A 21,942-nucleotide genomic window follows, 5' to 3' on the forward strand; every position below is an offset into this window, starting at 1 on the left:
ACAATGGATCTTTAGCGGGCTTCGATACGGAAACCAAAACGCGGGAAGTGCACATGCACCACGCCGCCGCGTTCGTCTTCGCGACGAATGATCAGCTCTTCGCGACCGGCAAACAGCAGCTCGCCAACCACCGGATCAACCCCGTAATCCGTCGCCGAGATCGCCACTTGCTGGCCAGCCTTGAAACCGTTCGGATCAACGAATTGCTCATCCGGCAATGCCGCCGGCGTCGCGTTACGCGCCACCTCCAGCGCCTCTTCCGAGCTCATCTCGCTCGCCGCACCGTGACCAAAGCCCAGCACCCGACCCAGCCACGTGGAGACAGCCGGATACTCATCCACCAGCGGCGCAGTGACGTGCGTGGCCTTGAGGAACCACAGCGGATGCGCCAATGCGAAGTCAGCAATCGACGGCTCACCGAACAGGAAGTCGCCCTGCTCGCGCTGCAACTGCTGCTCCAGTCGCGCCATGATCGTCGGCCATTGATGCTTGGCTTGCTCGGCAGACAAACGGGTGGCGCTGCCGCCGCTGAACAGACCGGCGCGGTCAGCCATAAATGCCTTGATCGCTTCCGGCGGCAATTTTCCAAAACGTACGGCGACCGATTCCGGCTGGAACACCAGGCTCACGGCATGTTGAAACACCACCGAATCAACCCAGGTGGCGAAACTGGCGGTGGTCATCTCCTGACCTTCAGGGAAGAACGTCGGTGAAGCTTTTTCCTGCTCCAGTCGACGGGCAATCAGCGAAGTGTCGCAGTAGATGTCGGCGCCGATTTGCAGCACCGGGGTCTTGCGATAGCCGCCGGTCAGGGCGGTCAGGTCCGGTTTCGGCATCACCGGCGAGATGTGCACCGAGCGCCAGGACAAGCCTTTGAAGCCCAGCAGCAGGCGGGCCTTCTCGGCAAATGGAGAGGTCGGGTAATGATGGAGAATCAACTCGGACATGCTCGGCTCCGCCGCTCAGATAGTGAGTCGGCAGCTTAGCGTGCATTTGCTTAGCAGCCTACAGATCTGGCTGATGGGAACCGATCAGTCAGATTGATAAGACGCAACCAGGCATTCCTTGGCGCTCTTCTTGAGTTTTTTGATCAGCCGTTCCTGGCGCAACGCATCACTTTTGTCGCGGCACAGCTCGGTGTAAACCAGCGCCATGGCTGGGCTTGAGAGGAAGAATCGCGCGCCTTTGCCGCTTTGATGCTTGGCGAAACGGCGCAGCGGATCGTCGCTGATCCCGCAATACAGTGAACCGTTGGCCGCACGCACGAGGTAGACGAACCAGGACTTGCTCACTGGTTCGGCAACATCGACAGATTTTTCGCTAAGGCTGGTCACTTCGGGATCAAGACGTGTAGGAAACAGGCCGCGATCTTATCAGCGACCGGCCTGAAATGCCTTCAGTCCCTTCAACGCCTGCGCACGTACGGCGTTGCGCACCACCGGCGTCCAGCCCAAGAGCAGGCCTTTGAAACCCAACGCCTGACGCGACCAGCGCCACAGATCGAAGTGGTCGTGGTGCTCGCAGATCTTGCCGTCACGGAAGACGAAACGTGCCTGAATATCGTTGATGACGATATTGCCAGTCTGGCTGAAAAGATAAGTTGCGACCCAGTGCGCGCCGCCGCTGCGCTCATCGGCGCGGACGTTGTCGAAGGTCAGGGAGAAATCCTTGGCCCGGGTGGTGAGCATGCGCCACATGTCGCCGGCATCGCGCCCGCGCAGTTCGCCGAAGGCTGGATCGCTGAACACCACGTCATCGGTGTAGCACGCGGCCATGGCCTCGGCGTCGAGCCGTTTGAAGGCCTCGTAGAAGCGGGTGATCAATGCGGCGTGGACTTCACTCATGGGCAATCTCCAGGATAGGTACAGATTGCCAGCACGATAATCCGCAATCAGCGGAAACACTATCGGCATTCGCCCACCGAATACCAACAACACACAAAACCAATGTGCTGTCAGATCTTCTCGCTTTGTACTTGCACATACAGCGCCCGACCGGCACCCAGCCCGGCAATGATCGCGCCCGCACCAATGATGCCAAAAATCCAGCCCACGGCATTCCAGCCACCGGTCCAGTCATGCACCACGCCGACCGCGAACGGCCCCATCGACGCCAGCGTGTAACCGAAGCCCTGGGACATGCTCGACAGGTTCGCCGCGACATGGGAATCACGCGAGCGCAGGACGATCAAGGTCAACGCCAGACTGAACGTCCCGCCCTGCCCCAGCCCGAGCAGAATCGCCCAGCCCCACAGGCCTTCGATCGGCGCATAGAGACAGCCGAACAGGCCACCCAGGGTCAGCGCCATCACCACGACGATTGCCAGACGCTGATCCTTGCCCCGCGTCGCCAGCCACGGCGCGGCCAACGAACTGGCGAGCTGGATGATCACCGAGCCGGACAGCACCAGCCCCGCTTGGGTCGGCGTCAGCCCGCGACCAATGAGGATCGATGGCAACCAACCAAAAACGATGTAGGCCAGCGACGATTGCAGGCCCATGTACAACGTCACCTGCCAAGCCAGCGGATCACGCAGTAGACCTCGCACGCGGTAGGCGACATTGTGCGCGCCGTGTTTTTGCCCCACTTGCGGCAACCAGAACAGCGCAGCCACCAGCGCCGGGATGACCCAGAAACCGAGGCCGACCTTCCAGTCACCACCAAAGTGTTCGCTCAACGGCACACTCGTGCCCGCCGCCATCGCCGCGCCCAGGCACAGCGCCATGGTGTAGACGCCGGTCATGGTGCCGGCGTGTTTGGCGAAGTCGCGTTTGACGATCCCCGGCAACAGCACGCCGACGATGCCAATGCTCGCGCCGCCCAACACGCTGCCGGCGAACAAACCGATTTCACCGAAGCTACTGCGCAGAATGATGCCGCAGGCCAAGGTCAGCAGAATCCCCAACACGACCCGTTCGGCTCCAAAACGTCGCGCCAGAATCGGCGCCAACGGGGCGAACAAACCAAGGCACAACACCGGCAACGTGGTCAGCAAACCGGCCTGAGCCGCCGACAAGCCGAGGCTTTTCGACACCTCGCTGAGCAGCGGCGCCATGCTCGACAGCGCCGGGCGCAGGTTCAACGCCACCAGAATCAGCCCCAGCAGCAACAGCCACGGTCGGCGCACCAGCGGATGGCTTTGCTGGACTTGTTCGTCGTCGGCCTCGGCGTCGATCAGCAGTTCTTCAAGCTCTGCCGAGCGCTTCGGGGTTGTGGATAGCTCACTGCGGGACATGGATTTCTCGGTTTCAAGGTTCATTGATCAACTGCCTCGACAAGGCTTTGGCCCGCTCCGGGTCGCGTTGTTCGACCGCATCGAGCAACTCGATGTGCAGGTCGAACACTTCCTGACGGCGCGGCACGATGTTCAGGGTCTGGCGCAATTGCGCGCCGACGATGCTGGAGAAATAGCGATACAGCTCGCTGAGGGTCGGGTTGTGCGCGGCGTCGACCAGACGGCGGTGGAACACCAGATCGCAGGCGATGTAGGTGTCGAGGTCGCCATGGTAGTGGCTGCCGCTGGTGCCAAGGGCTTCGCGCAACGCGGCGAGGTCTTCTTCGGTGCGGCGCAACGCCGCCAGACCAATCGCCTCGACCTCAAGGATGTGCCGGGTTTCCCGCGCCTGTTCCAGCGAGCATTGCGACAGCGCTTTCAGGGTGTCCATCGGATCGACCACTGCGCGCAGATAACTGCCGTCGCCCTGACGAATCTCGATCAACCCGGAAAACGCCAGAACGCGCATGGCTTCACGCACGGTGTTGCGGCTGATGCCCAGCTCGGCGCAGAGCTCGGGTTCGGTCGGCAAACGCTCGCCGACCTGCCAGGCACCGCTGTTGATGCGCTGACGAAGCTGATCCAGGGCCTGATCGACCAAAGATCGCTTAATGAGTGGAGAAATGTCTGACATAGGATTCGCCCTTTCATCCAATCATAGGATGAATTTTCTGACATGTTAGTCAGACCCACGTAGGACGGCAACCACCTAGGGTGAATCGGAGACACATGGAGCGGTATTTTCGATTGGTCAAAATTACCCTTTAAGGGTAATTTCAGGGACAGGGTTTTGCTTTCTTATGGAAAAGAACACACCCCATTACGACTTGACGGTGATCAAGGCGGACATCAGGCGACTCGGCTGGAGAGCATTCACGCACACGGCAAGAAAGACGGGAACTGAACTCAAACTGACGCTCGAAGAGATGCAAGAAATCGTTCTCAAACTACAGCGCGGCATGCTGTACAAATCGATGACGACTTATGACGATCACCGTATTTGGCAGGACGTGTATCACATCCAATCACATGGCTTGGAGATTTACATCAAGGTGTCATATCACTACGACAGGCGCCCACCCGTGATCTCTTTCAAGGAGAACAATTCATGAACACGCAGCAGTGTGTCAGTTGCGGTGCCCCGGTAGGCATGGTGCATTTCGAGGGTCGAGGCGAAACCTTGAGCGCCAAGGGAATGGAGCGTCGGATCGACGACTTGTCGGGCTGGGAGTGCCAGAAGTGCGGTGAAGTGGAACTGGATGACGAGTGCGGGCAGCGGTATTCGGACGCATGCGATGAGCTCGTTATTGCCTGTAGAAAAATGGTCGGTAACGAAATGAAAAAGATCCGTCGCAAACTGCACCTGACTCAAAAGGAAACGGTGCAATTGCTTTCAGGGGGCGGGCACAACGCATTTTCACGCTACGAACGCGGTGAGGTACTTCCGCCGAAGGCATTGATGCTGCTTATGCGCCTACTGGATCGCTATCCTCACTTACTCGCCGATGCGAGAGTTTTGGCCGAAGGGGCTGATTTGAGAGGGGCATTCAAGTTCACTGAGCACAAAGAGCAGGAACCGCTCACCGTCTCCTGACCCAAAAAACAAACCCGGCACAAGGCCGGGTTGGTTTTACCCACAATCCATCAATGCAAAATCTGACTCAAGAACAACTTCGTCCGCTCATTCTGCGGGTTATCGAAGAAGTCGTTCGGCGCCGCTTGCTCAACGATTTCGCCTTTGTCCATGAAGATCACGCGGTTGGCCACGGTGCGCGCAAAGCCCATTTCGTGGGTCACGCAGAGCATGGTCATGCCGTCTTCCGCCAGACCGATCATGGTGTCCAGCACCTCTTTCACCATCTCCGGATCGAGCGCTGAAGTCGGCTCATCGAACAGCATGATTTTCGGTTTCATGCACAGTGCACGAGCAATCGCCACACGCTGCTGCTGACCGCCGGACAGTTGCCCCGGGAATTTGTGCGCCTGCTCTGGAATGCGTACGCGTTCCAGGTAATGCATGGCGATTTCCTCGGCCTTGCGCTTGGGCATCTTGCGCACCCACATCGGCGCCAGCGTGCAGTTCTGCAAAATAGTCAGGTGCGGGAACAGGTTGAAGTGCTGGAACACCATGCCGACTTCGCGGCGGATCGCTTCGATCTGCTTGAGGTCGTTGGTCAGTTCCACGCCGTCAACGACGATGCGGCCCTGCTGGTGCTCTTCCAGACGATTGAGGCAACGAATCGTCGTGGACTTGCCGGAACCCGACGGGCCGCACAGGACGATCCGCTCGCCCTGCTTGACGTTGAGGTTGATGTCTTTCAGCACGTGGAACTGGCCGTACCACTTGTTGACGCCCTGCATCTGAATAATGCCTTCAGGGCCCACTGGCTTTTTGATTGCTTCGCTCATTTACAGAGAACTCCTAACGCTTGTGGCCAGTGTCGAGCTTGCGTTCCAGATGCATGGAATAGCGCGACATACCAAAACAGAAAATCCAGAACACGAGGGCGGCGAACACGTAGCCTTCGGTGGCCATGCCCAGCCATTTCGGATCGGCAGCGGCTTGTTTGACGCTGTTGAGCAGGTCAAACAGGCCGATGATGATCACCAGGCTGGTGTCCTTGAACAGCGCAATGAACGTGTTGACGATGCCCGGGATCACCAGCTTCAGGGCTTGCGGCAGAATCACCAGGCCCATCGAACGCCAGTAACCGAGGCCCATCGCAGCAGCGGCTTCATATTGACCTTTGGGAATCGCTTGCAGACCGCCGCGCACCACTTCAGCGACGTAGGCCGACTGGAACAGGATCACGCCGATCAGTGCCCGCAGCAGCTTATCGAAGTTCATGCCTTCGGGCAGGAACAGCGGCAGCATCACCGAGGACATGAACAGCACGGTGATCAACGGCACGCCGCGCCAGAATTCGATGAAGGTCACGCAGACCACACGAATCGCCGGCATGTTTGAGCGTCGGCCCAGCGCCAGCACAATCCCCAACGGCAAGGCACCGGCGATACCAACGGTGGCGATCACCAGGGTCAGCATCAGGCCGCCCCATTGGCTGGTCGCCACCTGTGGCAGGCCGAACACGCCGCCGTGCAGAAGGCACCAGGCAACAATCGGGTAGATCACCAGGAAGCTCAGCCCGTACACCGCTTTACGCGGGAAGCGCGAGATGAACAGTGGCGCCACGCCGATCACCGCCAGCCACACGGTCAGGTCGACGCGCCAACGCCATTCAGCCGGGTAATAGCCGTACATGAACTGGCCGAAACGCTGCTGAATGAACACCCAGCAGGCGCCGTCCTTGGTGCAGTCGGCGCGGGTGGTGCCGACCCAGTTGGCATCGATGATTGCCCAACTGAGGATCGGTGGCACGACAAGATAAATCAGGTAGAACGCAAACAGGGTCAGCAGGGTGTTGAGCCAGCTGGAGAACATGTTCGCGCGCATCCACGCCACCACGCCGATGCTGCTGTTCGGTGGGGGCATGTCGGGTTTGAAAGTATGAGTACTCATGCGCTTTTCCTTACCGCTCGATCAGCGCAATGCGCTTGTTGTACCAGTTCATCAGCAGGGAAATGCTGATACTGATCGCCAGGTACACGCTCATGGTGATGGCAATCACCTCGATCGCCTGACCGGTCTGGTTGAGCACGGTGCCAGCGAACAGCGAAACCATTTCCGGGTAACCGATTCCGGCCGCCAGCGAAGAGTTTTTCGCCAGGTTGAGGTATTGGCTGGTCAGCGGCGGAATGATCACGCGCAACGCTTGCGGGATGATCACCTTGCGCAGGGTCGGGCCGTTGCGCAGGCCGAGCGAACGCGCCGCTTCGGTCTGGCCGTGGCTGACCGACTTGATGCCGGAACGCACGATCTCGGCGATGAACGCTGCGGTGTACACGGTCAGGGCGAGGGTCAACGCGAGCAGTTCCGGGATCAGCACCCAGCCACCGACGAAGTTGAAACCTTTGAGCTCGGGCATTTCCCAGTGCAGCGGAGCGCCGAAGATCAGTGCGCACAAGGTCGGGATCACCAGCAGAATCGCCAGGCCCACCCAGAACTTGTGGAACGGCACGCCGGTCGCTTCAAAGCGTTTGTTGGCCCAACGGCACATCAGCACGATGCCGACGATGGCCACCACGATGCTGATCACGAACGCCCAGAAACCATCAGCGGCCAGCGCGGCCGGCATGTTCAGGCCACGGCTGCTGACGAAGAAGGTGTCGCCGAAGTTATGGCTGTTGCGCGGCCCCGGCATGGTCAGGAATACCGCGAAGTACCAGAACAGGATTTGCAGCAGCGGCGGAATGTTGCGGAAGACTTCCACGTACACCGTCGCCAGTTTGCTGATGATCCAGTTCTGCGACAGCCGCGCCACACCGATGATGAAGCCGAGAATCGTCGCCAGAACCACGCCGATCACCGTCACCAACAGGGTGTTGAGCAGACCGATGACGAAGACACGGGCATAGCTGTCCGCTTCGGTGTAGTCGATCAGGTGTTGAGCGATGCCGAACCCGGCACTGCGCTCGAGAAAGTCGAAACCGGAGGTGATACCCCGGTGTTGCAGGTTGGTTTGCGTGTTGTCGAACAGAAACCAGCCCAGCGAGACCACCGCCACGATGGTGATGATCTGGAATAGCCACGCACGCACTCGTGGATCGCTGAGGCTGAGCCTCTGCTTTGGTGCGCCGATTGAATTTTGCATGAAGTGCCCCGGAAAAAATGGAACAAGAACATCACCCGGCGGTTGGCCCGCCGGGCGATAGAACCATTAGCGCACTGGTGGTGCGTACTGAATGCCGCCGTTGTTCCACAGGGCGTTCAGACCACGGTCGATCTCCAGCGGAGTGCTCTTGCCGAGGTTTTTCTCGAAGATTTCGCCGTAGTTGCCGACTTGTTTGACGATCTGCACAACCCAGTCTTTCGGCAGTTTCAGGTCTTTGCCGTATTCGCCGTCAGCGCCGAGCATACGGGCGACGTCCGGGTTCTTGGTCGACTTGGCTTCAGCTTCGACGTTCTTCGAAGTGATGCCGGCTTCTTCGGTGTTGAGCAGCGCGTAGCCAACCCAACGCACGATGGCCAGCCACTCGTCGTCGCCGTTACGTACGACCGGGCCCAGTGGTTCTTTGGAAATGGTTTCTGGCAGAACCACGTAGTCCTTCGGCGAGGCCAGCTTGCTGCGCTGGGCGAACAGCTGGGACTTGTCGGAGGTCAGCACGTCGCAACGACCGGATTCCAGCGACTTGGCGCTTTCATCGGAGGTGTCGAAAGTGATCGGGGTGTATTTCAGACCGTTGCCACGGAAGTAGTCGGAAACGTTCAGCTCGGTGGTAGTACCGGCCTGGATGCAGATGGTTGCACCGTCCAGCTCTTTGGCACTTTTCACGCCCAGCTTGTTGTTAACCAGGAAGCCGATGCCGTCGTAGTAGGTAATGAAGCCCGGGAATTTCAGGCCCATGCCCGCGTCACGCGAACTGGTCATGGTGGTGTTGCGCGACAGAATGTCGATCTCGCCGGACTGCAGCGCGGTGAAGCGCTCCTTGGCGTTCAACTGGCTGAATTTGACCTTGTTGGCGTCGCCGAATACGGCAGCGGCCACAGCACGGCAGACGTCAGCGTCGATCCCGAGGATCTTGCCGGTCGCGTCCGGTACCGAGAAACCCGGCAGACCGTCGCTCACGCCACATTGCACGAAACCTTTCTTCTGCACTGCATCCAGGGTTGCACCCGCCTGAGCGAACCCGCTGACGCCGAGTACTGTTGCTGCAGTCACGATCGCCAGGGTGGATTTCAACATCTTCATTCAAACCTCCAGTTTTGCTCTTGTTGTGTCGGAGCTTGAGTCCAGTCGCACCCTTTTGAGGCATTGTCGACCCGTGTTGGCTTTTTTTGGGGTCAACCGACATCAGGACCTTCGCTATGAGTCTTTCAGGAGAAAATCCACATCATGGACAACTCACTTCTCACCAATCGGCCGAACGGGCTGTAGCCCTTTCACGTTCGCTAAGCCCGTAGCGGCCATTGGCGAACATCCATCACCGGATTCTTTGCATCCCGTCCCGAGGGGTACACTGATAGTGTTACCGCCAGGCGCGGGATCGGTTGCACGCTTGAAGCCATAGCAAAGCCCGTACCACACCGGCCGCTGAAGCGTTTGAGCGACAGGTCAATAGCAAAACTTGTACCCTTGCGACATCTTCTTAACGGATCAACCGGGCGCGCACGCAAATCACGCACTCATTGAGAGCGCCCGCACATATTTGGAGCAGCCATGACCGAGCCCTTGATTCTTCAGCCTGTTAAGCCCGCAGACGCCTGCGTGATCTGGCTGCACGGCCTCGGCGCCGACCGCTACGACTTTCTGCCGGTGGCCGAGGCGCTGCAGGAAAGTCTGCTCAGCACGCGTTTTGTATTGCCGCAGGCGCCGACGCGTCCAGTGACGATAAATGGCGGATATGCCATGCCGAGCTGGTACGACATCAAGGCCATGAGCCCGGCCCGCGCGATCGATCGTGATGAGCTGGAAGCGTCCGCCGATCGCATCATCGAATTGATCGAAAACGAGCGCGCCAGCGGAATAGACGCCTCGCGGATTTTCCTCGCAGGTTTTTCCCAGGGTGGCGCCGTGGTGTTACACACCGCGTTTGTGAAATGGCAGGGACCTTTGGGGGGCGTGCTGGCCTTGTCGACGTATGCGCCGACCTTCAGTGATGAACTGGAGTTGTCCGCCAGTCAGCAGCGCATTCCCGCGATTTGTCTGCACGGCCAGTTCGACGGCGTGGTGCAAAACTCGATGGGCCGCAGTGCCTATGAGCATTTGGTGAAGCATGGTGTCACCGTGACATGGCAGGAATACCCAATGGAGCACGAAGTGTTACCCGAGGAAATTCGCGACATCGGTGTCTGGTTGAGTGAACGCTTGCGCTAAGCGTCGTGTTTAAAATCACCCTTTGATCCCTCCCCCTACGCCGCGCCCGATTCTTGCATTACACTGGCCGGCGTACATTCCTTAATCAATTGATGAGATGACCGTGCTCAAAGCACTCAAGAAAATGTTCGGTAAAAGCGAGGCTGAGCAGCTCGCGCCAGTTCCCAGTGCGCCGTCGCACGCCCCCGGTCATCGCAACGATGCACCGCAGGCCGACCGCCCCGCTCCCGTAGCGGCACCGAAGCAACAAACAACTTCTGCCCCGGAAACCGCCCTCGCCGCCGAACCTGGGCGCAGCGAAGCGCCGAAACCGGCCCGGCCACGCCGCGAACCAAAGCCCAAGGCTCCGGTCATTCCGTGGAAACTCGAAGATTTCGTTGTCGAGCCGCAGGAAGGCAAAACCCGCTTTCACGATTTCAAGCTGTCGCCAGAGCTGATGCACGCCATCCAGGATCTGGGCTTTCCTTATTGCACGCCGATTCAGGCACAGGTGCTGGGTTTCACCCTCGCCGGCAAAGACGCCATTGGCCGTGCGCAGACCGGTACCGGCAAAACCGCCGCGTTCCTGATCTCGATCATCACTCAGCTCCTGCAAACACCGCCGCCGAAAGAACGCTACATGGGCGAACCCCGTGCGCTGATCATCGCGCCGACCCGTGAGCTGGTGGTGCAGATCGCCAAGGACGCCGCTGACCTGACCAAGTACACCGGCCTCAACGTCATGACGTTTGTTGGCGGCATGGACTTCGACAAGCAACTCAAGCACCTCGAAGCGCGCCACTGCGACATTCTCGTCGCGACCCCGGGCCGCTTGCTCGACTTCAACCAGCGCGGCGACGTGCACCTGGACATGGTCGAAGTGATGGTGCTGGACGAAGCCGACCGCATGCTCGACATGGGCTTCATCCCGCAGGTACGCCAGATCATTCGTCAGACGCCGCCAAAGTCCGAGCGCCAGACCTTGCTGTTCTCCGCAACCTTCACCGAAGACGTGATGAACCTCGCCAAGCAATGGACCACCGATCCGTCCATCGTCGAAATCGAAGTCACCAACGTCGCCAGCGAAAACGTCGAGCAACACATCTACGCCGTGGCCGGGGCCGACAAGTACAAACTGCTCTACAACCTGGTCAACGATAATGGTTGGGAGCGGGTGATGGTCTTCGCCAACCGCAAGGACGAAGTTCGCCGCATCGAAGAGCGTCTGGTGCGCGACGGTGTGAATGCTGCGCAGTTGTCCGGCGATGTGCCGCAACACAAGCGCATCAAGACCCTGGAAGGTTTCCGCGAAGGCAAGATTCGCGTGCTGGTCGCCACCGATGTGGCCGGTCGCGGCATTCACATCGACGGCATCAGCCACGTGATCAACTTCACCCTGCCGGAAGTGCCGGACGACTACGTGCACCGCATCGGCCGCACCGGTCGCGCGGGCGCCGATGGCGTGTCGATCAGCTTCGCCGGTGAAGACGACTCCTATCAGTTGCCGTCCATCGAAGAAAAGCTCGGTCGCAAGATCAGCTGCGAAACGCCACCGACGCACCTGCTGCGTGCGGTTGAGCGTAAACGTCCGCAGTAAGAGACGTTTAACCAAAAAGCGCAGCCGGCAACGGACTGCGCTTTTTTTTCACCCGGGATTTGATCGGCGCTTGCGGGAGAAAACTAAAAGTCCATAATGGACAAATAAGTTTATATCCAGACGCCGGAGCCTGACATGTCCACTACGCCCTATGTGATCGACCAGCATCAGGCCCGCGAGCTGCTGGCACGCATCGATGTGCCGCAGATCCTGCGCAAACTGTTCCGAGATCTTGCAGCGGGTAATGCCGTGCAACCGGCGCAACAATTAGTGGAATTCCCCAAGGGTGCCGGCGACTTCATCAATTATCTGGGTGTGCTGGCTGAAGACGGCGTGTATGGCGTAAAGACTTCGCCCTACATCGTTGGCGAGCAAGGTGCGCTGGTGACGGCATGGACCTTGTTGATGTCGATGAAAACCGGCCAGCCGCTCCTGCTCTGCGATGCCGGTGAACTGACCACCGCGCGCACCGCCGCGACCACGGCCGTGGCGGTCGACGCCCTCGCGCCATTGAATGCCACGCGACTGGCGATCATTGGCAGCGGCAAGGTTGCCCAAGCGCATCTGCATTACGTGAAGTCGCTGCGTGACTGGCAGAGCATCAGCCTGTATTCGCCAAGCCTGGCCGCCGACGCGCAGACCCAGGCACTGTTGAAAGCCATTACGCCCAATCTGAAAATTACCGACCGCCGTGAAGCGGCCCTCGCCGAGGCTGATGTGATCATGCTTTGCACCTCGTCCGCCGGGCCGGTGATCGATCCGGCGGAGCTGAGTAAACCGGCGCTGATCACCTCGATCAGCACCAACGCCCCACGCGCCCATGAAGTACCACCGCAGAGCCTCAACGACATGCAGGTGTTCTGCGACTATCGTCTGACCACGCCGGGGTCGGCCGGGGAGATGTTGATTGCCAGTGAACAACATGGCTGGAGCAAGGATTCGATTGTCGGCGACCTCCCCAATCTGCTCAGCGAAAAAGTGCAGCGCCCGGATTACGATCGCCACGTGTTTTTCCGCTCGATTGGTTTGGGGCTGGAAGACATAGCCCTCGCCAATGCGGTTTATCACTTAACCCACTAACGCCAAAAATCCCCTGTGAGAGCGAGCTTGCTCCGGGCGGCGTTCCGACGAATGCGGTTTGACACTCACCGAAGATGTCGACTGATATACCGCTTTCGCGAGCAGGCTCGCTCCCACAGGGAACTAGCGAACGCCTTGATATTGCGTACCCACTGGAGACCTTCATGAGCCAGGCAGATTTCATCATCATCGGCGGCGGGATTGCCGGCGCTTCCACCGGTTTCTGGCTGTCGCCCCACGGCAAAGTGATCGTGCTCGAACGTGAATCGCACCCGGCCTATCACTCCACCGGACGCTCCGCCGCGCTGTTCACCGCCGCTTACGGCACACCGCAAGTGCGCGCGCTGACTCAGGCCAGCCGGGCGTTTTTCGACAATCCCCCAAGCGGCTTCTGCGAGCATCCCTTGCTGACTCCGCGCGGCGAAATGACCGTCGACTTCAGCGGCGACAACGCCGAACTCAACAATCAATACCTCAGCGCCAAAGCCACGGTGCCCGAGATGCAGTTGCTCACTGCCGACGAAGCCTGCGCGCGATTGCCGATCCTGCGTCGAGAAAAGGTCCACGGCGCAATCTACGACCCGAGCGCCAGCGACATCGACACCGATGCCTTGCATCAGGGCTACCTGCGCGGGATCCGTCGCAACAACGGTGAAGTGCATACAGATTGCGAAGTGATCGGCCTGAGCCGTGATGCCGACGGCCTCTGGCACATACAAACCAACGGCCAGACCTTCAGCGCCCCGGTGATCATCAACGCCGCCGGCGCCTGGGCTGACAAGATCGGTGCATTGGCCGGCGCCAAAGCGCTGGGCCTGCAACCGAAACGCCGCGCCGCGTTCATCTTCGCCGGCCCTGAAGGCGTCGACATTCATCACTGGCCGATGCTGGTCAGTCTCGATGAGTCCTTCTATATGAAGCCCGACGCCGGCATGTTCCTCGGCTCGCCGGCCAACGCCGACCCGGTGGAACCGCACGACGTGCAGCCGGAAGAACTCGACATCGCCATGGGCATCTACCAGATCGAAGAAGCCACCACGCTGACCATCCGCCGCCCGACCCGCACGTGGGCCGGGCTGCGCAGTTTTGTCGCGGACGGTGATCTGCTCAGCGGTTTCGATCCGCAGGTGCCCGGGTTGTTCTGGGTGGCGGCGCAGGGCGGTTACGGCATTCAGACGTCGCCAGCGATGGGCCTGGCCAGTGCGGCGCTGGTGCGCGGCCATCCCCTGCCCGAGCACTTGCAGCAGTTTGGACTCGACAGCGCCATGCTCTCCCCCGCCCGCCTCGCCTGACGTCCCTCCGGATGACGCGCCCAACGGATTGCGGCACACTCGCAGCGCCTCCTGCTCACGGAGGCGTTGACGCTGCCTGGAGTTCCACTGTCATGACCGCCCCTGAATTCGACCCGGCCCTGGATAACTTCCGCGCCATCGCCGATGCCATCGCCACGCTGTTCTTTCCCCACGCCGAAGTGGTGCTGCACGATCTGCGCACGCAGAAGGTCGATTACATCGCCAACAACCTGTCCAAGCGCGAAATCGGCGACGACTCGTCGCTGGAAGACATGCTCAGTGAAGATGTCAGCGACCGGAACATCGGCCCGTATGAAAAGCTTAATTGGGATGGTCAGAAGATTCGCAGCTTGAGCAGCGTCCTGCGCGACAGCGAAGGTTTGCCGTTGGCGGTGCTGTGCATCAATCTGAATATTTCGCTGTTCGAGAATGCCAAGGCGGCGCTGGATCTGTTCCTCTCGCCGAGCAAACTGATCCCGCAACCGGACTCACTGTTTCGCGATGACTGGCAGGAGCGCATCAACACCTTCCTCCACGCCTGGCTGCGCGAGCGGCAGTTGAGCCTGAACGTGCTGACCCGCGATCACAAACGCGAACTGGTGCTGGCGCTGCACGCCGAGGGCGCGTTCAAGGGCAAGAGCGCTTCGAACTACGTGGCCAACGTGCTGAACATGGGGCGGGCGACGGTGTACAAGCATTTGAAGGAAATGAAGGGTTAGGATCCAGGATTTGTATTGTCTGGAATGACCTCTTCGCGAGCAGGCTCGCTCCCACAGGGGAATGCATTCCAAATGTGGGAGCGAGCCTGCTCGCAATAGCGGAGTATCAGTCGCCGTAGATATCGGACTTGAAATACTTCTCGGAAATCTTCTGGTACTCGCCGCTCGCACGAATGCCATCAATCGCGCCATTCAACTGGCTGACCAGTTCAGCATTGCCCTTGCGCACCGCAATCCCCGCGCCCTCACCGACGTACTTCGGATCCTTCAGCTCCGGCCCGACAAACGCATAGCCCTTGCCACGCGGCATCGACAAAAAGTCATTCAACGGAATGGTGTCGGCAAAGATCGCATCGAGGCGCCCCGCCGCCAAGTCCATGTAGATCTCTTCGTTGTTGCTATAGCGCTTGACGTTAATGCCCTTCGGCTCGAACACCTCGGTGGCGTAACGATCGGTGGTGGTCGCACGCTGCACGCCGACGTTCTTGCCCTTGAGGCTGGCGTATTGATCGTCAACCGTGGCGCCTTCCTTCATCACCAGTCGCGACGAAGTGAAGTAGTACTTATGAGTGAAATCCACCGACTTCTTGCGGTCTTCGTTGATGGTCATGGATGACAGCGCCATGTCGATCTTCTTCACTTTCAGCGAAGGAATCAGACCATCAAACTCACCTTCGACCCACACACACTTGACCTTCATCTGCGCGCACAGAGCGTTGCCGATGTCGTAGTCGAAACCGACGATTTCGCCTTTGTCGGTTTTCGAAGCGAACGGTGGGTAAGCGGCTTCGATGCCGATGCGCAGGGTTTGCTCGGCGGCGAACACGCTGGCCGAGGCCAACAGGCTCAGGGCCAGACCGGTGATGAGGGGGAGTTTCTTCATGTTCGTTCTCTCGCGGGTTGTTGTTGGTTTGGCAAGATGAAGAAGAGCAGCTGCTAGCAGGGAGCTACGAGCGGCAAGATTGAAGCTTTTTGTACTTTGAAATCCATATTGGACTTATACGTACAAATCGTCAATCGGGCCAGAGAGGCAAGATTGTGGTGATTCAGATGACGCTTCCGCGAGCAGGCTCGCTCCCACAGGGATCTGTAGCGAACACAATATCTGCGTTCATGGAGATCCAATGTGGGAGCGAGCCTGCTCGCGAAGGCGTACTGAGGGACGCTACAGGAATTACTTTTTCCAGCGATCCGCCGCCGCATGATCACTGTCCCGCCCTTCAACCCAACGCGGGCCGTCGCTGGTATTTTCTTTCTTCCAGAACGGTGCACGGGTTTTCAGGTAGTCCATGACGAAGGCGCAGGCATCGAATGCGGCCTGACGATGGGCGCTGGCGGCGCCGACAAACACGATGGGTTCGCCCGGCTCCAGCGCGCCGATGCGATGCAGCACTTCCAGCTTCAGCAGCGGCCAGCGCTGTTCGGCTTCGATGGCGATCTTGCCGAGGGCTTTTTCGGTCATGCCTGGATAGTGTTCAAGAAACATCCCCGCCACATCCAGGCCGTCATTGAAGTCGCGCACGTAGCCGACAAAACTCACCACCGCGCCGACGCCGACATTGGCCGCGTGCATCGCGTTGACTTCAGCGCCCGGATCAAATGGCGTGGCCTGCACACGAATCGCCATGGCTCAGCCTCCGGTCACGGTGGGAAAGAATGCCACTTCGTCGCCATCGACTACCGGCTCGTCGAGCTGGCAGAGGTCTTCGTTACGCGCACACATCAAGTTCTGCTCGCTCAGCACTTCGGCGCCATCACGTTCTGCCAACAGCGCACGCACGTCATCGACGGTGGCAAAGTCGCCTTCAACCTTGACCGAGTCCACACCCAGCGCTTCACGGTAACGGGCGAAAAACTTCACGGTCAGGTTCATGGCTGCTCCGCCTGAAAGTGCCCGCTCTTGCCGCCGACCTTCTCCAGCAGACGCACGCTTTCGATGGTCATGCCGCGATCGACGGCTTTGCACATGTCGTAGATGGTCAGGGCGGCAACGCTGGCGGCGGTCAGCGCTTCCATTTCGACGCCGGTCTGCCCCGACAGCTTGCAGCGGGCAACGATGCGCACGGCGTCTTCGCCTTCGGCACTGAGTTCGACTTTGACGCCGGTGAGCATCAGCGGATGGCACAGGGGAATCAGATCACTGGTTTTCTTCGCCGCTTGAATGCCGGCAATACGCGCCACCGCAAACACGTCACCTTTGGGATGGCCGCCGTTGACGATCATCTGCAGCGTTTCGGGGAGCATGCGCACCAGCGCTTGGGCCGTCGCTTCACGGAACGTCACGGCTTTTTCGGTGACGTCGACCATGTTGGCGCGACCTTGGGAATCGAGATGAGTCAGCACGGGATTACTCCTGATCAGGAGCGGGGATTGTAAACCTGCGGGTCAAATTTCCGCACGCACGATTATCTGAACAGTGAAGAACCTTGTGGGAGCGAGCCTGCTCGCGAAGGCGATGCATCAGGCAACATCGTTGGCGACTGACACAGCGCATTCGCGAGCAGGCTCGCTCCCACAGGGGTTATGCATTTATCCAGAAAAAAACCGGGCGGCTTTAAGGGCCGCCCGGTTTTGGGTGAAAGGTTACAAATGGGTTTCGGCGTATTCCGCCAGAATCGAGCGAGGCACCCCTTGCAGGGTGATGTGCACACCGTTAGGGAAATCCTTGAAGCGTTCGGTCAGGTAGGTCAGCCCGGAGCTGGTCGCGGACAGGTAAGGGGTGTCGATCTGTGCGAGGTTGCCCAGGCACACCACTTTCGAACCGGCGCCGGCCCGAGTGATGATGGTTTTCATCTGGTGCGGCGTGAGGTTCTGGCATTCGTCGATCAGAATCAGGCTCTGCTGGAAGCTGCGACCGCGAATGTAGTTGAGCGATTTGAACTGCAACGGCACTTTGCTGAGGATGTAGTCGACGCTGCCATGGGTGTTTTCATCATCCATGTGCAAGGCTTCGAGGTTGTCGGTGATGGCGCCGAGCCAAGGCTCCATTTTTTCCGCTTCGGTGCCGGGCAGGAAACCGATCTCCTGGTCGAGACCCTGCACACTGCGGGTGGCGATGATGCGGCGATAACGCTTGCTGACCATGGTCTGCTCGATCGCAGCGGCCAGCGCCAGAATGGTTTTACCGGAACCGGCGGCGCCGGACAGGTTGACCAGATGGATGTCCGGATCCAGCAGCGCATACAGCGCCAGGCTCTGATAGATGTCGCGCGGTTTGAGCCCCCACGCCTCTTGGTGCAGCAGCGGTTCCTGATGCAGGTCGAGGATCAGCAGCTTGTCCTCTTCGATCTCTTTGATCCAGCCGACGAAGCCCTGTTCGTCAATGATGAACTCGTTGATGTGCACCGCCGGCAGGTTGTCGATCAGTTGCACCTGGTGCCAGGTGCGGCCGTGGTCCTGACGGGTTTCGACCTTGCTCACGCGGTCCCAGAAGGAGCCGGTCATGTTGTGGTAGCCGTTGGGCAGAAGGGACACGTCGTCGACCAGTTGGTCGGTGCTGTAGTCCTCGGAGGCAATACCGCAAGCGCGCGCCTTGAGGCGCATGTTGATGTCTTTGGTGACCAGCACTACCGGTTTCTTCGGCTCGCGGGTGTGCAGGTCAATCAGTTGGTTGATGATTTTGTTGTCGTTCAGATGCTCGGGCAGAATCAGGTTCGATTCGGCCTGCTTGCTCATCAGAATTGACAGCAAGCCCTTCGGACCGCCCTTGCCGCGCTGGATCGGCACACCCAGTTCGACATCTTCCGGGGACGCATCGCCCAGGGTCTTGTCGATCAGCCGGATGGCCTGACGGCATTCAGCGGCCACGCTGTGATGCCCGCTCTTGAGCTTGTCCAGCTCTTCAAGCACGGTCATCGGGATCGCGACGTGGTGTTCTTCGAAATTCAGCAGGGCGTTTGGATCGTGAATCAATACGTTGGTATCGAGTACATACAGGATTGGCTGGTTGGAGGAAGGGCTACGTCCGTGATCATCCATACTCGGTCACCTATGTCAGAGCCAGTAGACGCAATACCTGGGCGGTGCTGCGCCTCGAAGTGACTGCCGAAATCTCACCTGCGGAGATTCAAGTGACTGCAAACAAACGGGTCTTGGAAGACGCCACCTGTGTTGCAGGTTTCGGCGGTCTGTCTTCGTAATACTCCAAAACCCATGACATAAAAAAGCACTTTGACGGTTTTTTTAAGTTTATTTTGCAAAGTGACGAAAAGCCCTTGGCGGACTCAGTGGACACCGTTAGAGTCGGAAGTCCACCTGCAGCAAATCCCCTGAAAAAATCACCCCAAGCCCAATGTTTCCGGGCTTTTGCCGTTTCTCAGCGAAACGCGTCCTGACAGTCTTCCCAACCGATGCCGCTCTGTGCGGTTTGCGTGATCAGCCACGGCAACGAGGTCTTCACCGCATCCTGTTTCATATTGAAATTGATCACCCCGTGACGCCACAACAGCATCAGGGTCAGCACCCGTTGCGCGCTCGCTGCGCCCTTGAGCTTGCCGGCGCCGTCTTGGGCATCTATGTCCCACAGCGCCACTTGCAGGCCTTGGGCGTTGAAGAAACCTTGCGCGTCAGTGCGTCGTTGGCCTTCCGGCGGGCGGAACAGCGGCACGTAGTTTTCCGGCAGTTTGTTCTTCACCAGATCGGCGCTACGGCGCACCGAATCCTGCCAGTCCTGCCAGTGACTGTGGGAGCGGAACTCCCAGCCCTGCACACCGACGCACTGTTTCGAGAAGCCCGCTTGCAGGCTGGTGACCGAACGATCGGCCAGCCGCGCCTGAATATCCTTGCCCAAGACGAAGAACGTGCCGCTCAGGTTCGACTTGCGCAGGTACTCGGTGAGCCAGTCGGTATTGTCCGGTTGCAGATTCGCGGCGCTGTCGAAAGTCAGCAGAAACAGCCGGTCGTGCATCTCGTCGCCATTGCGCTCGTAGTCGCCGAAACGATCGAATTCGTTGCTGGTTTGCGGCGACAGCGCGGCCTTGCGCATCAACTCGTCGAGATACTGCAAATGGAAGATGCGGCTCGGTTCGGCCCACTTGGTGTAATAACTGTCGTCGCTGACCACGAACTTGGCGGCTTGCTCACGCAGGGTCGGCAAGTCTTCGACGAGGAAGCAGAACGAGGCATCCTGATCGCAGCTTTGCTGGGCGTAGTTGTAGTTGGCCAACAGGCGCTGCCAGAGGCGCTGGCGTAGCTCGTTGATCGCGTCGATATTGACCGTGCGCAGGCCCAGACGCTGCGCCAGTGCGGCGTCGGTCATCGATTCGGTGCCGAGCAGGCCACGGGCGAACATGAGGATTTCTGCCCGCGAGGCGACATCAAACAGAGTCGGGCTGCTCAACTGCTCAGGCCAGGTGCTGCGATCCAGCGTCGCCGCATCGCCCGGCGCCGCCACGGCACCGAAGCTCAACAGCCACGCGGTGAATAAAAGAACAATGCGCAAAGGGATGTCTCCGTAACAAAACCCGCGCGGCACTATAGCTGATCCCACACGATTCCCCTTAGCCACGGATGATCGTTCCCACGCTCTGCGTGGTAGCGCCTCCCCGGACGCTCCGCGTCCAGCTCGACGATGACGCAGAGCGTCACAGGCGGCATTCCCACGCAGAGCGTGGGAACGATCATTGCCCAGCCGTCGATCACCTATGGGCTTGATAGCTGGAGTCAACCCGGACAACCCCCTAGAATCGCCCCCACGATTAAAGGAGACGACTTCATGCTGATGGTGATTTCCCCCGCCAAGACCCTCGATTACGAAACACCGCCGGCGACCCAGCGCTTCACTCAGCCGCAGTATCTCGACCATTCTCAGGAACTGATCCAGCAGCTGCGCGACCTGACGCCGGCGCAGATCAGTGAGCTGATGCACGTGTCCGACAAGATCGGCGGGCTCAACGCCGCGCGTTTCGGCAGCTGGACGCCTGCGTTCACACCGGAAAACGCCAAGCAGGCGCTTCTCGCGTTCAAGGGCGATGTGTACACCGGTCTCGATGCGCAATCCTTCAGCGAAGCCAATTTCGACTACGCGCAAAAACACCTGCGCATGCTCTCCGGTCTTTATGGCCTGCTGCGTCCGCTGGATTTGATGCAACCGTATCGCCTGGAAATGGGCACCAAACTGGCCAACGCCCGTGGCAAAGACCTTTACGCTTTCTGGGGCACGCGCATCAGCGAATGGCTGAACGAAGCCCTGGCCGAGCAAGGTGACGACGTGCTGCTCAACCTGGCCTCCAACGAATACTTCTCGGCGGTCAAACGCACGGCGTTGAACGCGCGGATCATCAACACCGAGTTCAAGGATCAGAAGAACGGCCAGTACAAGATCATCAGTTTCTACGCGAAAAAGGCTCGCGGCCTCATGAGCCGTTTCGTCATCCAGGAAAAAATCAACGATCCGGCCCAGCTCAAGCACTTCGACGTGCAGGGTTATCGTTACAGCGCCGAACAGTCGAAACCCGACAATCTGGTGTTTCTGCGCGATCACGCCCCGGAATAAAGCATGCCCAATGCACGACTCTTTCTTTGAAGAGTCGTGCACCTCGCACGATGTCAAAAATCCCTCGCTCGTTTTCGCCAGTTTAATGGCGCCAGAAATTCTTCCCTGTCTTTTCTAAGATTAGTTTCACTCGACACTGATCATTTTTTTCAGTAGTGGCACCTAAATTTTTTAACGGTAGTGGCACAAAACTATCGACCGCGATCATCTCCCTATCAATAAAGGGCGAAACGGAAAGTGCTATCAAATTGAGACCAGTGCCATCTTCGTCAATATTTCAAGAAATTTCAGATGGCGCGATGAGCGGACTGGAACTATGTCCAAATGCGTAGCTCATACCACCGGTAACGATTCTCGCCGAGTTTGTACGAGATAACTTACGTAGGACAAAAAGCCATGTAACCAAGTTGTCACAGCAACTTGCCTAGATGACTAACTAGTCTGAAAACACACTGAAGGACGGGAGATAGGCAACATCAATATCCCCTACAAGGCCATGGCCGCGCCCCTATAAACGTGCTCGCCTGAGCACCCAACCGCTTGATCTACGGGCCTTTCTCCCGACATCGAGCG

Annotated in this window: 23 protein-coding genes; 8 read left to right on the forward strand and 15 right to left on the reverse strand. The window is 58.9% G+C overall.

What is annotated here, in order from left to right; translation table 11 throughout:
- Positions 1-11: 11 nt before the first annotated feature.
- The 5 genes from ACQ4OE_RS10505 to ACQ4OE_RS10525 form a co-directional block, all read right to left on the reverse strand.
- Positions 12-947: a glutathione S-transferase family protein gene (locus ACQ4OE_RS10505; protein ID WP_430946600.1), complete on the reverse strand. Its 936-nt coding sequence runs from the start codon at positions 945-947 to the stop codon at positions 12-14.
- An 84-nt stretch (positions 948-1,031) separates the two neighbouring features.
- Positions 1,032-1,334, reverse strand: a complete 303-nt coding sequence (locus ACQ4OE_RS10510; RefSeq protein WP_122595043.1) for a GIY-YIG nuclease family protein — start codon at positions 1,332-1,334, stop codon at positions 1,032-1,034.
- Positions 1,335-1,373: 39 nt separating this feature from the next.
- Positions 1,374-1,844: a nuclear transport factor 2 family protein gene (locus tag ACQ4OE_RS10515; protein WP_430946601.1), complete on the reverse strand. Its 471-nt coding sequence runs from the start codon at positions 1,842-1,844 to the stop codon at positions 1,374-1,376.
- Positions 1,845-1,954: 110 nt separating this feature from the next.
- Positions 1,955-3,259 (reverse strand): CynX/NimT family MFS transporter, encoded by a 1,305-nt coding sequence (locus ACQ4OE_RS10520; RefSeq protein WP_122595045.1) that lies wholly within the window; start codon positions 3,257-3,259, stop codon positions 1,955-1,957.
- Positions 3,249-3,908, reverse strand: coding sequence for a FadR/GntR family transcriptional regulator (locus ACQ4OE_RS10525; protein WP_430946602.1), 660 nt, complete (start codon positions 3,906-3,908; stop codon positions 3,249-3,251). The genes ACQ4OE_RS10520 and ACQ4OE_RS10525 overlap by 11 nt, the downstream gene beginning before the upstream one ends.
- Before the next feature lie 166 nt (positions 3,909-4,074).
- On the opposite strand from ACQ4OE_RS10525, the gene ACQ4OE_RS10530 reads away from it, so the two are divergent.
- Together ACQ4OE_RS10530 and ACQ4OE_RS10535 are read left to right on the forward strand one after the other, a co-directional pair.
- Entirely contained in the window at positions 4,075-4,386 is a 312-nt protein-coding gene (locus tag ACQ4OE_RS10530; RefSeq protein WP_430946603.1) for a type II toxin-antitoxin system MqsR family toxin, read from the forward strand.
- On the forward strand, positions 4,383-4,868 hold the full coding sequence (locus ACQ4OE_RS10535; RefSeq protein ID WP_430946604.1) for a type II TA system antitoxin MqsA family protein: 486 nt from the start codon (positions 4,383-4,385) through the stop codon (positions 4,866-4,868). The genes ACQ4OE_RS10530 and ACQ4OE_RS10535 overlap by 4 nt, the downstream gene beginning before the upstream one ends.
- A 50-nt stretch (positions 4,869-4,918) precedes the next feature.
- Here ACQ4OE_RS10535 and ACQ4OE_RS10540 read toward each other — a convergent pair whose 3' ends face one another.
- From ACQ4OE_RS10540 to ACQ4OE_RS10555, 4 genes are all read right to left on the reverse strand, one after another.
- The gene (locus tag ACQ4OE_RS10540; protein ID WP_008080191.1) at positions 4,919-5,683 is read right to left on the reverse strand and encodes an amino acid ABC transporter ATP-binding protein; all 765 of its coding nucleotides are present in this window, start codon (positions 5,681-5,683) and stop codon (positions 4,919-4,921) included.
- 13 nt (positions 5,684-5,696) lie between these two features.
- Positions 5,697-6,794, reverse strand: coding sequence for an amino acid ABC transporter permease (locus ACQ4OE_RS10545; RefSeq protein WP_008080192.1), 1,098 nt, complete (start codon positions 6,792-6,794; stop codon positions 5,697-5,699).
- A gap of 10 nt (positions 6,795-6,804) precedes the next feature.
- Positions 6,805-7,986, reverse strand: coding sequence for an amino acid ABC transporter permease (locus tag ACQ4OE_RS10550; protein ID WP_122595049.1), 1,182 nt, complete (start codon positions 7,984-7,986; stop codon positions 6,805-6,807).
- 66 nt (positions 7,987-8,052) lie between these two features.
- The gene (locus tag ACQ4OE_RS10555) at positions 8,053-9,084 is read right to left on the reverse strand and encodes an amino acid ABC transporter substrate-binding protein (RefSeq protein ID WP_064118413.1); all 1,032 of its coding nucleotides are present in this window, start codon (positions 9,082-9,084) and stop codon (positions 8,053-8,055) included.
- 468 nt (positions 9,085-9,552) lie between these two features.
- Between ACQ4OE_RS10555 and ACQ4OE_RS10560 the strand changes: the two genes are divergently transcribed.
- The 5 genes from ACQ4OE_RS10560 (at position 9,553) to ACQ4OE_RS10580 (ending at position 14,876) form a co-directional block, all read left to right on the forward strand.
- Positions 9,553-10,209 (forward strand): alpha/beta hydrolase, encoded by a 657-nt coding sequence (locus ACQ4OE_RS10560; protein ID WP_122595050.1) that lies wholly within the window; start codon positions 9,553-9,555, stop codon positions 10,207-10,209.
- 97 nt (positions 10,210-10,306) lie between these two features.
- A complete protein-coding gene (rhlB, locus tag ACQ4OE_RS10565) occupies positions 10,307-11,785 on the forward strand; it encodes an ATP-dependent RNA helicase RhlB (protein WP_430946605.1) in 1,479 nt (492 codons plus the stop codon).
- Between the two features lie 135 nt (positions 11,786-11,920).
- The gene (locus tag ACQ4OE_RS10570) at positions 11,921-12,865 is read left to right on the forward strand and encodes an ornithine cyclodeaminase family protein (RefSeq protein WP_430946606.1); all 945 of its coding nucleotides are present in this window, start codon (positions 11,921-11,923) and stop codon (positions 12,863-12,865) included.
- A 164-nt stretch (positions 12,866-13,029) separates the two neighbouring features.
- Positions 13,030-14,157 carry an NAD(P)/FAD-dependent oxidoreductase gene (locus ACQ4OE_RS10575; protein ID WP_430946607.1) on the forward strand — a complete coding sequence of 376 codons (1,128 nt, stop codon included), beginning with the start codon at positions 13,030-13,032 and terminating at the stop codon, positions 14,155-14,157.
- Between the two features lie 92 nt (positions 14,158-14,249).
- Positions 14,250-14,876, forward strand: coding sequence for a helix-turn-helix transcriptional regulator (locus tag ACQ4OE_RS10580; RefSeq protein ID WP_064393297.1), 627 nt, complete (start codon positions 14,250-14,252; stop codon positions 14,874-14,876).
- Positions 14,877-14,982: 106 nt separating this feature from the next.
- Here the strand turns inward: ACQ4OE_RS10580 and ACQ4OE_RS10585 are convergent, their stop codons facing one another.
- From ACQ4OE_RS10585 to ACQ4OE_RS10610, 6 genes are all read right to left on the reverse strand, one after another.
- Positions 14,983-15,759 carry an ABC transporter substrate-binding protein gene (locus ACQ4OE_RS10585; protein WP_007914314.1) on the reverse strand — a complete coding sequence of 259 codons (777 nt, stop codon included), beginning with the start codon at positions 15,757-15,759 and terminating at the stop codon, positions 14,983-14,985.
- A gap of 291 nt (positions 15,760-16,050) precedes the next feature.
- Positions 16,051-16,503, reverse strand: a complete 453-nt coding sequence (gene moaE / locus ACQ4OE_RS10590; RefSeq protein WP_038357637.1) for a molybdopterin synthase catalytic subunit MoaE — start codon at positions 16,501-16,503, stop codon at positions 16,051-16,053.
- A 3-nt stretch (positions 16,504-16,506) separates the two neighbouring features.
- Positions 16,507-16,749, reverse strand: coding sequence for a MoaD/ThiS family protein (locus ACQ4OE_RS10595; protein ID WP_430946608.1), 243 nt, complete (start codon positions 16,747-16,749; stop codon positions 16,507-16,509).
- Positions 16,746-17,219, reverse strand: a complete 474-nt coding sequence (gene moaC / locus ACQ4OE_RS10600) for a cyclic pyranopterin monophosphate synthase MoaC (protein ID WP_430946609.1) — start codon at positions 17,217-17,219, stop codon at positions 16,746-16,748. The genes ACQ4OE_RS10595 and moaC overlap by 4 nt, the downstream gene beginning before the upstream one ends.
- 240 nt (positions 17,220-17,459) lie before the next feature.
- Positions 17,460-18,854, reverse strand: a complete 1,395-nt coding sequence (locus ACQ4OE_RS10605) for a PhoH family protein (RefSeq protein ID WP_122595057.1) — start codon at positions 18,852-18,854, stop codon at positions 17,460-17,462.
- A 337-nt stretch (positions 18,855-19,191) separates the two neighbouring features.
- A complete protein-coding gene (locus ACQ4OE_RS10610; protein WP_430946610.1) occupies positions 19,192-20,316 on the reverse strand; it encodes a polysaccharide deacetylase family protein in 1,125 nt (374 codons plus the stop codon).
- Between the two features lie 273 nt (positions 20,317-20,589).
- On the opposite strand from ACQ4OE_RS10610, the gene yaaA reads away from it, so the two are divergent.
- Positions 20,590-21,369 carry a peroxide stress protein YaaA gene (gene yaaA / locus ACQ4OE_RS10615; RefSeq protein ID WP_122595060.1) on the forward strand — a complete coding sequence of 260 codons (780 nt, stop codon included), beginning with the start codon at positions 20,590-20,592 and terminating at the stop codon, positions 21,367-21,369.
- Positions 21,370-21,942 lie beyond the last annotated feature (573 nt).

Origin of the sequence: Pseudomonas sp. WC2 (genome assembly GCF_050586545.1) — a bacterium.
In the GTDB taxonomy this organism is placed as follows: Bacteria; Pseudomonadota; Gammaproteobacteria; order Pseudomonadales; family Pseudomonadaceae; genus Aquipseudomonas.